This is a genomic window from Mogibacterium timidum ATCC 33093, assembly GCF_000525775.1.
Classification (GTDB): Bacteria; Bacillota; Clostridia; order Peptostreptococcales; family Anaerovoracaceae; genus Mogibacterium; species Mogibacterium timidum.
In genome coordinates this window covers 12,835-27,584 of record NZ_JALU01000029.1, presented here as the reverse complement: position 1 = coordinate 27,584, position 14,750 = coordinate 12,835, and the positions used below count along the sequence as shown (strand labels likewise).

9 protein-coding genes, 3 tRNA genes and 3 rRNA genes are annotated in these 14,750 nt (G+C 45.6%); 1 reads left to right on the top strand and 14 read right to left on the bottom strand.

Annotated elements, in window-relative coordinates; genetic code table 11:
• Position 1: 1 nt before the first annotated feature.
• From HMPREF0581_RS07775 to HMPREF0581_RS07740, 9 genes are all read right to left on the bottom strand, one after another.
• On the bottom strand, positions 2–922 hold the full coding sequence (locus tag HMPREF0581_RS07775) for a hypothetical protein (RefSeq protein WP_156791971.1): 921 nt from the start codon (positions 920–922) through the stop codon (positions 2–4).
• A 291-nt stretch (positions 923–1,213) separates the two neighbouring features.
• Positions 1,214–1,296, bottom strand: a tRNA-Leu gene (locus tag HMPREF0581_RS07770).
• 20 nt (positions 1,297–1,316) lie between these two features.
• Positions 1,317–1,391 (bottom strand) — tRNA-Glu (locus HMPREF0581_RS07765).
• A 10-nt stretch (positions 1,392–1,401) separates the two neighbouring features.
• Positions 1,402–1,518: ribosomal RNA gene (gene rrf, locus HMPREF0581_RS07760) — 5S ribosomal RNA — on the bottom strand.
• Positions 1,519–1,639: 121 nt separating this feature from the next.
• Positions 1,640–4,529, bottom strand: a 23S ribosomal RNA gene (locus HMPREF0581_RS07755).
• 304 nt (positions 4,530–4,833) lie between these two features.
• Positions 4,834–4,910: transfer RNA gene (locus HMPREF0581_RS07750), tRNA-Ile, on the bottom strand.
• Positions 4,911–4,946: 36 nt separating this feature from the next.
• A 16S ribosomal RNA gene (locus HMPREF0581_RS07745) occupies positions 4,947–6,463 on the bottom strand.
• The 16S, 23S and 5S rRNA genes sit together here with 3 tRNA genes alongside, the layout of an rRNA operon.
• Before the next feature lie 367 nt (positions 6,464–6,830).
• Positions 6,831–6,959 (bottom strand): hypothetical protein, encoded by a 129-nt coding sequence (locus HMPREF0581_RS08990; protein ID WP_276324514.1) that lies wholly within the window; start codon positions 6,957–6,959, stop codon positions 6,831–6,833.
• 510 nt (positions 6,960–7,469) lie between these two features.
• Complete coding sequence (locus HMPREF0581_RS07740; RefSeq protein ID WP_036382058.1) at positions 7,470–8,180, bottom strand: HdeD family acid-resistance protein; 711 nt, start codon at positions 8,178–8,180, stop codon at positions 7,470–7,472.
• A gap of 322 nt (positions 8,181–8,502) precedes the next feature.
• On the opposite strand from HMPREF0581_RS07740, the gene HMPREF0581_RS08645 reads away from it, so the two are divergent.
• A complete protein-coding gene (locus HMPREF0581_RS08645) occupies positions 8,503–8,790 on the top strand; it encodes a cation:dicarboxylate symporter family transporter (RefSeq protein ID WP_207637018.1) in 288 nt (95 codons plus the stop codon).
• 333 nt (positions 8,791–9,123) lie between these two features.
• Here the strand turns inward: HMPREF0581_RS08645 and pgeF are convergent, their stop codons facing one another.
• The 5 genes from pgeF to HMPREF0581_RS07715 all read right to left on the bottom strand — a co-directional run bounded on the left by pgeF (position 9,124) and on the right by HMPREF0581_RS07715 (position 14,417).
• Complete coding sequence (gene pgeF / locus HMPREF0581_RS07735) at positions 9,124–9,891, bottom strand: peptidoglycan editing factor PgeF (RefSeq protein ID WP_051426979.1); 768 nt, start codon at positions 9,889–9,891, stop codon at positions 9,124–9,126.
• 15 nt (positions 9,892–9,906) lie between these two features.
• Positions 9,907–10,809: a phosphate acyltransferase gene (locus HMPREF0581_RS07730; RefSeq protein ID WP_036382055.1), complete on the bottom strand. Its 903-nt coding sequence runs from the start codon at positions 10,807–10,809 to the stop codon at positions 9,907–9,909.
• Between the two features lie 270 nt (positions 10,810–11,079).
• Positions 11,080–11,655, bottom strand: coding sequence for an indolepyruvate oxidoreductase subunit beta (locus tag HMPREF0581_RS07725; RefSeq protein ID WP_009643326.1), 576 nt, complete (start codon positions 11,653–11,655; stop codon positions 11,080–11,082).
• The gene (iorA, locus tag HMPREF0581_RS07720) at positions 11,655–13,433 is read right to left on the bottom strand and encodes an indolepyruvate ferredoxin oxidoreductase subunit alpha (protein ID WP_009643334.1); all 1,779 of its coding nucleotides are present in this window, start codon (positions 13,431–13,433) and stop codon (positions 11,655–11,657) included. The genes HMPREF0581_RS07725 and iorA overlap by 1 nt, the downstream gene beginning before the upstream one ends.
• A 267-nt stretch (positions 13,434–13,700) precedes the next feature.
• Complete coding sequence (locus HMPREF0581_RS07715; RefSeq protein WP_009643321.1) at positions 13,701–14,417, bottom strand: pentapeptide repeat-containing protein; 717 nt, start codon at positions 14,415–14,417, stop codon at positions 13,701–13,703.
• Between the last annotated feature and the right edge of the window lie 333 nt (positions 14,418–14,750).

Here is a 14,750-nt window from a genome sequence, read left to right as displayed (position 1 = left end):
CCTATTTCGAAAGAATATCATCAATTATTTCATTCATCCTAATCTCTAAAGCACTGCCTTCAACCTCAGGATTAATTGCGGTTATATCTGATAAGCCCAGTTCTTCAGCGAAGGGAGAATTATCCTTACTAAAATCAGGGCTGCTAGTTACGACAACAATCTGATTCATGTGTTTCAAGACGTTAAGATTCCTGTTAGAAAAACATCTTGAAACGTCAAAAATAATTACATCAAAGAAATTCTGTGTAACATATCTGATTAGCTTTTCGAAGATGTCATCTCGCATTTCAGAAATTGGATTAATAATCCTTGATGACTCCAATCTATACACCCCAAACGAGTCTGTGTAGAAGAATGAGTCGATGGGAATTTCCATGCCCCTATCAATGGAGTAAATAAGTCTCTTCAGCAGACTCTCGTCTACATGTCTGTAAGATGCATTTTGACAATAATCAGACATAAATTTGAGAGAAAGAACCAGCAGATTAACTCCGCAGCGATAAACCAAAAGTTTTGCTAATTCATCAATTAAAGTTGACTTATACACATCATTAGAAAAACAAAAGCCAATTTTAATGCAATTTGAACTTTTAATACCGGAATCACCGGTTAATGTATAATAACAAACCTTTAGCTTGGAAATTAAATCATCAAACCTCTGATACTTAAAAAGTCTAAACGGTCCAGCCGAGTAATCCTCACCGGCTTTGCCTTCCACAAGCATACATACCGAGCTTAAACTTAAATTAGGGTACTGATGAGATAACGAGTCTATCGAAAAATCGGTTATAAGCATTTCCCCATTCCTGATTAACCCATCAAAACCAAGATCAATAAATATATCCTTCTCAGCCTTACTTGCCATATCAATGAAAGATGTTAGATAATCTTTATCATTCAGCAACACACGAACTCTCATCATTCACCTCTTAAGAAACAGTTACAACAAATGGAGTAGCTCAGAACAATCAATGTTCCTTACAAATGAATGATAGCATTAATAAAATTCCCCTTCAGCACACACTTCGCATCTGAATAGTGTTTATTTGATGATGGGAGTTACTATATAGCAGGTTCACTGTATCACAGTATGCGGTTAATCCTTTATTAAAATTACCGACACATTCTAACTTTCTCAAGCTCGATTAATGAACAAGAAAATAATAATAAAGAAAATAATACAAAAAAGACTTACAACAATGCAAGTCTTAAATGGTGCGCTTGGAGGGACTCGAACCCCCACGGTCGCCCGCCAGAACCTAAATCTGGTGCGTCTGCCAGTTCCGCCACAAGCGCTTATATTTGATATTTTAACATGGTGACCCCACCGGGAATCGAACCCGGGTTACCGCCGTGAAAGGGCGATGTCTTAACCGCTTGACCATGGGGCCTTATTAAAAAAACCGGCGACGTCCTAATTTCCCAGGCAGCTTCCCACCAAGTATCTTCAGCGCTAAAGAGCTTAACTTCTGTGTTCGGGATGGGAACAGGTGTTACCTCTCTGCTATTGTCACCGGATTCGTAAATCGCTCTCGCAATCTACCTTCATATTCTTCGCAGTAAGATGTATCTCTATCATCTTCTACTCTTTTGAGAGCTGTACCCTCAAAATTGAATAACCACCTCGTGCTCAAAACCATTTGGTCAAGTGCTCGACCTATTAGTATCAGTCAGCTAAATACGTTGCCGTACTTACACCTCTGACCTATCAACGTGATAGTCTCTCACGGGTCTTACCTTTCGGAGGAAATCTTATCTTGAGGGGGGCTTCGCACTTAGATGCTTTCAGCGCTTATCCCTTCCATACGTAGCTACCCGGCTATGCCCTTGGCAGAACAACCGGTACACCAGAGGTATGTCCATCCCGGTCCTCTCGTACTAAGGATAGCTCCTCTCAAATTTCCAACGCCCACAGCGGATAGGGACCGAACTGTCTCACGACGTTCTGAACCCAGCTCGCGTACCTCTTTAATGGGCGAACAGCCCAACCCTTGGGACCTACTTCAGCCCCAGGATGAGACGAGCCGACATCGAGGTGCCAAACACCCCCGTCGATGTGAACTCTTGGGGGGTATAAGCCTGTTATCCCCGGGGTAGCTTTTATCCGTTGAGCGATGGCCCTTCCACTCGGAACCACCGGATCACTAAGCCCGACTTTCGTCCCTGCTCGACCTGTTTGTCTCGCAGTCAAGCTCCCTTTTGCCTTTGCACTCTTCGCGCGATTTCCGTCCGCGCTGAGGGAACCTTTGGGCGCCTCCGTTACTCTTTAGGAGGCGACCGCCCCAGTCAAACTGCCCACCTGACACTGTCCCTGTACCGGTTCACGGTACTAGGTTAGATTTCCAACATTACAAGGGTGGTATCCCAACGGTGACTCCTTCAACACTGGCGTGCTGAATTCTTCGTCTCCCACCTATCCTGTACATGCAATGCCGAAAATCAATATCAAGCTACAGTAAAGCTCCACGGGGTCTTTCCGTCCTGCTGCGGGTAACCGGCATCTTTACCGGTACTTCAATTTCACCGAGCCTATTGTTGAGACAGTGTCCAGATCATTACGCCTTTCGTGCGGGTCGGAACTTACCCGACAAGGAATTTCGCTACCTTAGGACCGTTATAGTTACGGCCGCCGTTTACTGGGGCTTAAGTTCTGTGCTTCGGTTGCCCTAACACTTCCCCTTAACCTTCCAGCACCGGGCAGGCGTCAGCCCCTATACATCAGCTTTCGCTTTAGCAGAGACCTGTGTTTTTGGTAAACAGTTGCCTGGACCTCTTCACTGCGGCCCACTCACGTGGGCACCCCTTCTCCCGAAGTTACGGGGTTATTTTGCCGAGTTCCTTAACAATAGTTCGCTCGCTCACCTTAGGATTCTCTCCTCATCTACCTGTGTCGGTTTGCGGTACGGGCACCTTGGATCTCATTAGCGGCTTTTCTTGACAGCGTGAAATCGATTGCTACCGGTCTTAGACCACCCCATCACAGCTCAACCTTTCAGAAAGCGGATTTCCCTACTTTCAAGCCTCACTGCTTGGACACGCTCAACCAACGGCGTGCTCAATCTATCCTTCTGTGTCCCCACTTCATTCAAACAATCCTCGGTGGTACAGGAATATCAACCTGTTATCCATCGCCTACAGCTTTCGCTCTCGGCTTAGGCCCCGACTTACCCTGAGAGGACGAACCTTCCTCAGGAAACCTTAGATTTTCGGCGGACGGGATTCTCACCCGCCTTACGCTACTCATGCCAACATTCTCTCTTCTATACTGTCCAGATTTGCTTACGCGCCTCCTTCTTCCTGTATAGAATGCTCCTCTACCAATTAGTTCCCTAATTCCAAAGCTTCGGTGGTAAGTTTCAGCCCCGTTTATCTTCGGCGCAGGATCACTCGACTAGTGAGCTATTACGCACTCTTTAAATGTATGGCTGCTTCTAAGCCAACATCCTAGCTGTTTGTGCAATCCCACATCCTTTTCCACTTAACTTACTCTTTGGGACCTTAGCTGTTGATCTGGGCTGTTTCCCTTTCGACCATGGAACTTATCTCTCATAGTCTGACTCCCAAGTATGATACTGCGGTATTCGGAGTTTGATAGTTGTTGGTAACCGGTGAAGGCCCCGCGAACAGTCAGTGCTCTACCCCCGTGTATCTCTTCCTTGAGGCTAGCCCTAAAGCTATTTCGAGGAGAACCAGCTATATCCGAGTTCGATTGGAATTTCACCGCTATCCACAAGTCATCCTAACCTTTTTCAACAGATATAGGTTCGGTCCTCCATAACCTTTTACGGTTACTTCAACCTGCTCATGGATAGGTCACCCGGTTTCGGGTCTACAGCATGTAACTCTCGCCCTATTAAGACTCGATTTCTCTACGGCTCCGTTCCTCCAGAAACTTAACCTCGCTACATACCATAACTCGTTGGCCCGTTCTACAAAAAGTACTAGGTCACTTGCGCTCCCTATGCTTGTAAGCATCAGGTTTCAGATTCTATTTCACTCCCCTCCCGGGGTTCTTTTCACCTTTCCCTCACGGTACTATTCGCTATCGGTCACTGGGTAGTATTTAGGCTTGGAGGGTGGTCCCTCCTGCTTCAGACCGGGTTCCACGTGTCCGGTCCTACTCCGGTGCCACCTATGCGTCTTCTGCTTCGCCTACAGGAGTTTTACCTTCTTCGCTTGAGCTTTCCAGCTCTATTCGGCTCGCATAACCTCGTCAATGTCGGTGGTCCACAACCCCGAATTGTAAACAATCCGGTTTGGCCTCTTTCCCTTTCGCTCGCCGCTACTCAGAAAATCGATTTTTCTTTCTCTTCCTGGGGCTACTTAGATGTTTCAGTTCACCCCGTTCCCCTCATTAAGCTATGTATTCACTTAATGATACATACGCATTACCGTATGTGGGTTCCCCCATTCGGAAATCTGCGGGTATATCGGATATGTGCTCCTTACCGCAGCTTATCGCAGCTTATCACGTCCTTCGTCGGCTCCCAGTGCCAAGGCATCCACCCGATGCTCTTTGTACTTGACCATTTCACTTCTCTCGAAGTGTTCTCTCGCCTAGTTAGCGTTAACTAGGTCTTATTCACTATTGTAATTTCTCTCAGTGAATTCTGGTTTCTCTCAACAAATAGTACTTCCTGAAATCGTTACCCTCTTGTCCTTCTCTTTCCTCCGCTTACCTCTTCTGAGTTTAGCTGAGAAATTCGCTTCACAAGTTTTGAATCTCATTCTTTGAGATTCGGCTGTCTCGATTCGTTGTCTATTTGTCTTTATTACACTTGGTGTGTTATTCAATTTTCAAGGTACGACTATACATATAATTAATATACGTAATGGTGGGCTTGGGGGGACTCGAACCTCCGACCTCACGCTTATCAGGCGTGCGCTCTAACCTGCTGAGCTACAAGCCCATAAACTGTCATAGTGTAGAGACTAGGTCTCCTTAGAAAGGAGGTGATCCAGCCGCTCGTTCTCGAACGGCTACCTTGTTACGACTTCACCCCAGTCATTGGTTTTGCCTTAGGCGATAGATTAATTAACCGACTTTGGGCACCCCCAACTTCCATGGTGTGACGGGCGGTGTGTACAAGACCCGGGAACGCATTCACCGCAGCATTCTGATCTGCGATTACTAGCAACTCCGACTTCATGTAGGCGAGTTGCAGCCTACAATCCGAACTGGGATCGGTTTTGGTGTTTCGCTCCACTTCGCAGTATTGCATCTCATTGTACCGACCATTGTAGCACGTGTGTAGCCCAGAACATAAGGGGCATGATGATTTGACGTCATCCCCACCTTCCTCCGAGTTGACCTCGGCAGTCTCGCTAGAGTCCTCAACTGAATGTTAGTAACTAGCGACAAGGGTTGCGCTCGTTGCGGGACTTAACCCAACATCTCACGACACGAGCTGACGACAACCATGCACCACCTGTCTCTGCTGTCCGAAGAAAAAACCGATTAAGGTTCTGTCAGCAGGATGTCAAGCCCTGGTAAGGTTCTTCGCGTTGCTTCGAATTAAACCACATGCTCCGCTGCTTGTGCGGGTCCCCGTCAATTCCTTTGAGTTTTACTCTTGCGAGCGTACTCCCCAGGCGGAGCACTTATTGCGTTAACTGCGGCACTGAGTCCTAACGGACCCAACACCTAGTGCTCATCGTTTACGGCGTGGACTACCAGGGTATCTAATCCTGTTTGCTACCCACGCTTTCGTGCCTCAGTGTCAGTTACAGTCCAGAAAGCCGCCTTCGCCGCCGGTGTTCCTCCTAATATCTACGCATTTCACCGCTACACTAGGAATTCCGCTTTCCCCTCCTGCACTCAAGTAGCCCAGTTCGCAAGGCATGTAGAGGTTGAGCCTCTAATTTAAACCTTGCGCTTAGGTAACCACCTACGCACTCTTTACGCCCAATAATTCCGGATAACGCTTGCCCCCTACGTATTACCGCGGCTGCTGGCACGTAGTTAGCCGGGGCTTGCTCCTAAGGTACCGTCATTTCTTTCTTCCCTTAGAACAGAAGTTTACAACCCGAAGGCCTTCATCCTTCACGCGGCGTTGCTGCATCAGGCTTTCGCCCATTGTGCAAGATTCCCTACTGCTGCCTTCCGTAGAAGTTTGGACCGTGTCTCAGTTCCAATGTGGCCGATCACCCTCTCAGGTCGGCTACTGATCGTCACCTTGGTGAGCCGTTACCTCACCAACCAGTTAATCAGACGCAGGCCCATCCCTGACCGATAAATCTTTGACCGATGTAGCATGTGCTACTACGGTGTCATGAGGTTTTAATCATCGTTTCCAATGGCTATCCCTCTGTCAGGGGCAGGTTGCCTACGCGTTACTCACCCGTCCGCCGCTGTCCGCTTGGAAAATCAACCGAAGCGTCATTTCCAAGCTTCTCGCTCGACTTGCATGTATTAGGCACGCCGCCAGCGTTCATCCTGAGCCAGGATCAAACTCTTAATAAATGTTATCTGAAGAATCTTTCGATTCGTCCAAATCCTGTTATGGATGACGCTTTCGCGTCTCGACTCGTTATTTCCGAATCATTGTTGTTTGTGTTTGAATTGTACAGGGACATACGACATATTGTACATCGTTTGTCTCTTATACGATCTTGAGATCTGATCTCCAGCTTTCACTGTGTCGATCTCTTGACCAGTTTCTACACTATGAAGTTGTCATGGTTCTGCTGACTGCGTTTGAGCGATTTTTGCACCCGCTCTCTCGCGACAGCTTAATCATTATAGCGCACCAACTTAGCCTCGTCAAGCACTTTTCACTTCTTTTTTGAAAAAGGCTTGTGCGATCTCCGCTAAGAGGTCTGCTCCCTCGCTACTGCTTGATAGCTACTGCTTGATAGCGAGTGCTGTTATTATAAGAAAATCCCCCCGCCTGTGTCAATAGCTTTTTTGCTTCTTTTGTTCTATACATTTTATTTCTATCGCGCTCTTTTTCATTCATCCTCTTATTGTCTATATATATGTACTCAGTCATTATTTTCTTCTATATCTGTTACTGCATATATTGCTGCCCTTATAATTTCTTTTTTACCTTTATCTTCCTTCGCATCTACTACGGCAATGTCAAGGAGTGTCTGGCTGTTCAATCTACTGTCGAATAATATGTGGCAATTCTTTTCCCCGTCCAGCGCCTATGGTGGCTTTTTTGTAATGCTTCCACTTCTGACTATTAACTCCTCAAACTTATACTTGACTTTTTATTAGTAGACTTTTCATATATATGATATTTATTCTTTGGTCTTACCACATATGTATTACTTGCTTTCCACTTTATTTTTTATTTCTTTTCTACTATTTTTTATATTTTTTACTATTCTGCACTGCTCCTTGTTAAGGCTATGAGTCATTATTTAATTGTTGCTCTTAGAGTATAAATTCAAGTTACAAAAAAAGAATGTGAAATACTCCACATCCTCTGTTTTGTGACTCTGTCACCTTCGTCTCTTGATATCTATTTCTTATTTCTTCTTAATCTTGAGGAATTCTCTCTGTGAGCTCTCTCCTTTTGGATTTCCTCCTCAAGCTTCTTGATCTTATTTCTCTGCTCTCTAGATCTACGTGTAGCTTCAATAGCTATCCTCGTGTTGCGCTTTTCTTCACGCTTAGCTCTCTCGAGCTTCTCTTCGTTCTTGCTTAAGAACTCCGGTTTATTGTAATCCAGGCTTATTCCGATTCTGAATCTATCTACTCCTATCAGAACGGATGCAATCCCAATTAATAACATTACGTGAAAATTAAATGCACTCTTATTGAAAAACATATAAGCGCCCAGCAATGTCATTGCCGTGCCAAGAAGGAAGGTTCTCTTCTCGCTTGTCGAATTTGACCTTATATCCATGTTAATGCTGGAGTCTGCAGCTAAGCCGTTCGTCATGAGCAGCATAGCGAAGATTGCCGTTACCGCAACATCTTCATTTACCTGCCCTGACAGAAACATTATCCCGAGGAAGGCTCCTATAACAGCCTGCACCACATATGTCTTAGTTATCATATTACCTTCGTATCCGACATTACGGAATACTATCAACTCGATGACTCCCATAGCCAGAAGCGCACCTCCCACGATGAAAGCAACAGAAGTGAATGCTGCCGTAGAATTTGCAATACAAAATGTCCCTACTATTACCATTAACGCACTAGAAACCATTACTAATGTTCTCATCTGGCACCTCCTTATATAACCAAGTGTTAATTATTGAAAACTCAAGGGTTTCCACCCTGTTTATCTCAGCGAATGAGCCTCAGCTCCTAATTGTTCCTTTAGCTTATCTATACTATCACATAGGCAATTTTGTCGCAATCAGACATTGCTGTTCATCTCAAAAGACAGATTTCACATTCTACAGATTGTCAATTCCACGCAGGACGCCAGGATACAGTCGATTTCCAGGATGCCAGGCTACAGTCGATCGGCGTTGCACTTAGGGCAGCCTTGAACTCTACAAAAAGCGTGCTGACTGGTTTTTCAGACGCTATTACCAGGTGTGTGCCGGATCATAAGGTTCCCTCACCCTGGCGTAACGGGTCTCGTATTTAACTCGATTTCTACGAGCGGGATCGAAACACTTACGAAGTACGCAACGCTTATTTTACTGCCGGTAGGGACAATGGTATTTATCGCACTGATTGTGAATCCGCTGATTGTATTTATCGCAACTCACCAGACTCCATATCCGCTCATGCTTAAAGGTCTGAGCAGAAGTGGCGTAACCGCGTTCTTTACTCGCAGCTCTGTAGCTAACATTCCTGTCAATCTTGAGCTGTGCGGGTAGCCTATCGACAGACGTACTATTGGCTATAACTGCAGAGCTGCATGAATATCGCAAGAAGGGGGCGAGGCGAAAGGAAGGTTATTAATATCTAATAGAGACTAATAGCGACATTTAACAGAGAGCTCTTAATATCGATTCTCATATAAACCAAAAAGCTTGGAACGTCGGCTTGAGCTGGAAGACCTTACAAAGGTACTTGTAGGAATTCTCATATGAACCAAAAAGCTTGGAGCGTCGGCTCCAAGCTTTTTGGTTGGATTTTGGTTTCGTTTTGTTCTTTAATACGATTATCCGATAGTTAAACGGCTAATCTGTTATACGGTAGATAAACTCCTACTTGAGCATTAGAAGCGCAACCTGTCCGCCACGTGCCAGTCCGTCTCTCCTGTGAGAGAAATACTTGTCTCTCTGCTCGTATGTACAGGAACCGTCGATCTCGATGTGATCCGCAGGAACTCCTGCACTCATGAGCACAGCCTTGTTGATAGCAGGCATTGACACGTTAAACTTGCCTTTCAGCGAATTGTACGTATATGCATGAGGAATATTTCTCACGTTCATGTTGGAGATAGCATCGATCACATCAGAGTCACATTCAAAATGCTTGATGGAAATGCATGGTCCTATCGCTGCGTATAGATCTACCGGGTCAGACTCAAATTCATCAATCATCCTGTTGACTGTGCGTTCCGCTATTTCGCGGGTAGTGCCTCTCCAGCCCGCATGGCAAAGTCCTATCGCTTCATGAATTGGGTCGTATACGTAAATCGGCGTACAATCCGCGTGAGATGTCACTAAAGCAACTCCCCTTGCATCTGTCACCATTCCGTCTATTCCCCTTCTCCGAGGCGAATACAAACCTTCTCCGCAATTCTCTCGGCTGACGCGAACCACCTCGTTACCATGCGTCTGATGCACCATGACGAGCTGACGAGTATCTACGCCGAGAGATCGGCACCAAATTTCGTAATTTGCAAGAATATTTGAAATGGCATCGTCTGTCGTCAGACTGAGGTTCATCGAATCGTAGCAACCCGTGCTGACACCGCCAATACGCGTGCTATACTCGCAGATCAGCTTGTCATTGAACCGTTCAAACATCTCAAAAGCAGCTCATTACTTAGAAGCTGCAGCTGCGAATACGATAGAGTAGAATTTCTCATCTGCACCGGAGCCACGGGAAGTCAGAACGATTGGAGCCTTTGCGCCAACTACGAGGCCCGTCATTCTACCGCCTCCTTGGATTACCCAAGCCTTACCTATGAAGTTGCCCGCTGCCATATCCGGAACGAGCAGAACATCCGCATCTCCGGCAACAGGACTCTCGAAGCCCTTGAAGTCAGCGATTTCCTTGCTGAGCGCGATATCGTAAGAGATCGGTCCCTCTACTACGCAACCCTTAAGCTCGCCTTTTTCGTTCATCTCCTTGAGAGCTGCTGCATCAACAGACTCAGGCGCCTTCTGATTGAGCTTCTCTGCTGCGCAAAGTGCCGCAACCTTAGGGTTCTCGTATCCCATATTGCGCAGTGAATCTACAGCGTTCTCGATAATTTGAGCCTTCTGCTCCAGGGTTGGGTGAAGAAGCATTCCGCCGTCTGTCAGAACCACAAGCTTGTGGTAGTTTGGAACCTCAAACAGACCAACGTGTGACATAACCTTGCCCATGTTGAGGCCTGTCTCTTTATTTACAACCTGCTTGAGAAGGTCAGCTGTCTGCATTCTGCCCTTCATGAGGAAATCTCCCTTGCCTTCGTTGATAAGTCTTACTGCGGTCTTAGCTGCCTCAACGTCGTCGTCCTCGTTGTAAATTGTTGCGTTCTCCAGAGTAAATCCGTGTTCCTTGATTATAGCCTTGATTTCCTCTTCCTTACCCACGAGAACTGCTTCAACGATACCTTCCTTAACTGCCTCATTAACAGCCTCCAGGGAGTGCTCGTCATGAGCACAAGCTAACACAATTCTCTTTTTAACTGGATGGCTCTTAACCATTTCAGCCATTTCTGTAAAGTTTTTGAACATACATTACCTCCTTAAAATACATATGATTCCATTGTATGTCTGTCACTGGATTGATTATCCACTAAACTCCTATATTATAGCATACCACGAGCGCAATGCAGCAAATTTAGGGGGCTATACGCAGCATGGCAAAAATATATATGTACTATGTCTGTGGTTCTCCCGGTCTGTGGTTCTCCCGGAGAATAACTATAAAAAGGGAGAGGGCATCACCCTCTCCCAACAGCTTGTTTCATTATCAACAGATATGAATAAACTAAATATAATATCTTACAGATCGTATCCGGCCTTGAATGCCTTCTTGTTGAGCTCGACAAACTTAGGCTTGACATTCTTCTCAATCTGAGCATCCCAGTCTACATCGTCGAGAGTGCCGATAGCCTTAACGAGCGCTCCGAGAAGTACGACGTTCATAGCCTTGGCATTTCCAAGCTCTGTAGCGATTTCGCCAGCCTTTACAGCTGTTACCGGGCACTTTGCCTTGAGATCTTCAAGAATTGCTTCCGGATACTCCGCCTTACCCAGGTTGACCGGAGCAGGGTTGATTTTGAAATTGTTAACTACCATCTTGCCGCCAACCTTGAGGTATTCGAGCCATCTGAGAGCCTCCATAGTCTCGAAAGCAACGATTACGTCAGCCGATCCCTTTCCAACGATTGGAGAATGAACCTCATCACCGTATCTAACCTGAGTGCTTACACTTCCGCCACGCTGTGACATTCCGTGGATCTCACTCATCTTAACATCATATCCGGCTTCCATCAGACCGCTCGTAAGAATCTTACTTGCAAGGATTGTTCCCTGTCCACCTACTCCTACGAGGAGAATATTCTTAACTTCACTCATTATCTCTGCACCTCCTCAATAGCATCAAATGGGCATACCTGCTTGCAGACTGTGCAGCCTACGCAGCTATTAACATCGATAACAACATCATCCTTTGAGGACATGAGCGCCGGGCAGCCTGTTCTTACACAAGCCTTGCAGTTTCTGCACTTATCCTGAATGATGTGACACTGAGTCTTGTGGAGTCCTGTGAACTCTTCGAGATCCTGCTGGCTGAACTTCTTAAGTACGCATGGCCATCTTGTAATAATTACAGTAGGCTCATCCTTCTCGATGCAAGCATCAAGCGCCTTATCGACCTCATCAAGATGAAGAGGATTTACAACGTAAATGTTCTCTTCCTTGATTCCGACAGCCTTAACAAGCGCAGGTATATCAACCTCCGGTGCCGGCTTGCCCATGAGAGTGAAGCCTGTTCCGGGGTTCTGCTGGTGACCAGTCATACCTGTGATTCTGTTGTCGAGGATCACGCTGATGCTGTCGCTCTGATTATATACCGCATCCATTAAGCTTGTAATGCCGCTGTGGAAGAATGTGGAGTCTCCAAGAACACCTACTGCCTTAGTCTTTGCACCGGCTACCTTGTACGCCTGCGATGCACCGTGAGCCATAGACAGGGAAGCTCCCATACAGATTGCTGTATCAAGAGCACTTAGCGGCTCGTTTGCTCCGAGAGTATAGCAACCGATGTCTCCATTGATCATAAGGCCCTTTTTCTTCTTGATAGCCTGGAAGAAGCCTCTGTGCGGGCATCCTGCACAGAGCGTTGGAGGGCGAACAACCGACTTAAGCTCTGACTCATAGGATTCAGGTTTAACTCCTGTGAGTGCCTCTCTAACGATATCCGTGTTGAGCTCATCGAATTTAGGAATCTGCTGGTTGCCAATGCACTCGATTCCGTGTCCCTCGAGGAACTCCTGCAGGTAAGGATCCATCTCTTCGATTACGTATACCTTGTCTACCTTGCTGCAGAAATCCTTGATAAGATCTGTTGGCAGCGGGAAGGTCATCCCAAGGTTGAGATATGAAGCATCCTCGCCAAAGGTTTCCTTTGCGTACTGATACGAAATACCGGATGTAACGACACCAATCTTAGTCGAATGCCATTCAGGCTGGTTGATCTCGATTTCATTTGCATATGCTTCCATATCAGCAAGCTTCTTCTCGAGATTAACTCTCATCTTCTTAGCATTTGCCGGAGCGGAAACATACTTGGCAATCTGCTTCTTATATGGAACGTACTCGTGCTCTTCTCTATCGCCGAGTTCTACGATTCCCTTTGAATGACAGACTCTTGTAGTTACATGGAAAAGAACCGGAGCATCGAATCTCTCGGAAAGACCGAATGCCATCTTCATGTAGTCCTTGCACTCCTGAGAGTTGGATGGTTCCAGCATAAGGAGTCTGGCTGCCTTAGCGTAGTTCCTGTTATCCTGCTCATTCTGGGAGCTGTGCTGACCCGGGTCGTCAGCAGAAACGATTACAAATCCGCCTGTTACTCCTGTGTATGCAACTGTAAAGATTGGGTCTGCAGCTACGTTAACACCTACGTGCTTCATCGCGCAGAAAGATCTGACACCTGCAATAGATGCACCGATAGCAGCCTCTGCAGCGACCTTTTCATTAGGAGCCCACTCTGAGTACACATCATCCTTGTACTGAGGCATATTCTCGAGGATCTCGGTGCTTGGAGTACCGGGATAAGCCGAAGCAAACTGGCAGCCGCCTTCGTATGCGCCGCGAGCAATAGCTTCGTTGCCCGACATAATTACTTTCATCTACTTACCTCCTTAAGTTTAACGGTATTAAACTTGTCATAAATATAATTGAATTATACAAATGAATACATTTCCAGTCAAACAAAGTCTTTTTGTGTATTTTTGCATTTTTTTGACATTAATCACAAACATTTTTAGTTTTGTGGATATTTTTTTGTTACAAACTCCTGTTTATCTTGTTTTTGTGTTATAAATTTATATTTTTTTTATAAATTATTATGAAATAATTGCACTTTCCGCTGCGCACAAACTTGCTGTTTTTTACGCTTATTTTGTTTGATAGGCTATGCATTGTTCCCGCTCCATAAAGAAGTGGATTCCTCTTGATGAATCCTTCCATCTGTCAGGTTCAAATCCGTTTGCAGGCACCATCCACTTACCCTTTTCATAATAGAAATCCGGATCTACTGTCGACTGTGCCCAATCATAACTGATACTTTCGTCTATGCTCTTGATAGAAAGGACTTTGGCCTTATCACATCTGCAGGTCTCCATTGTCGCGGATACTCTTCTGGCATCTGCCGGTACAAGCAGTTGCACTACTCTAAGGTCAGTACAGCATTTCCAAGCTATAAAGGGGCCTTCTTCCGGAGGTACCTGTCTGAACCACTTGGTGTCCGCATCTGATATGACGCCATCGAGATTGGCATCCTCGAGGACGGCGGCGTATAAATTTGCTCCACTGATGTCGCTGTCCGAAAGATCTATATCGCGAAAGATGGTTTCTGTCATATCGGTTCCGACGAAGCGGCAGGCGTGCATCGGGCAATTCAGGAATAACGTACCCGAAATACTGGAGTCGCTGAAGTCGGCACCGGCAAGGATGCAGTCCTCGAAGCGGCATAGTCTGAATGTGGTGTTGGTTAAATCGCAGCCTTCGAGGTCTGCGCCCTTGATTACGCTTTCCTCTATCACTAGCCGTTCTTTTTTATCCCTGTTATTTATTATTTCTGTAATTTCTTCCGCTGTATATTCCTTGATCATTTTGCGCCTCCTTAATGTTTGCAGTCATCCATACAAAAGAACTAGCAGTACCTACGAATATCAATTTGCTCCTGCGCCTGCGCCTTAAGGTAATTATACCATTCGAGCAAATTTTTGTAGAAGCTAATGAATAAAATTGAATGGGTTTTGTGAATTTCCGGGATGATTAGTTTTATTATGTGATGCTGCTGCGCAGATGAAGATTAATGTTAAGGATATTTTTATTTATAGTCTATTTGTGGAATTGTGAAATTGTACAAATTTATTAATTATTTTTGGATTTTACTTGACTTTTTTGTTGAGATATTATTGAATCAATGTAGCTTTTGAATA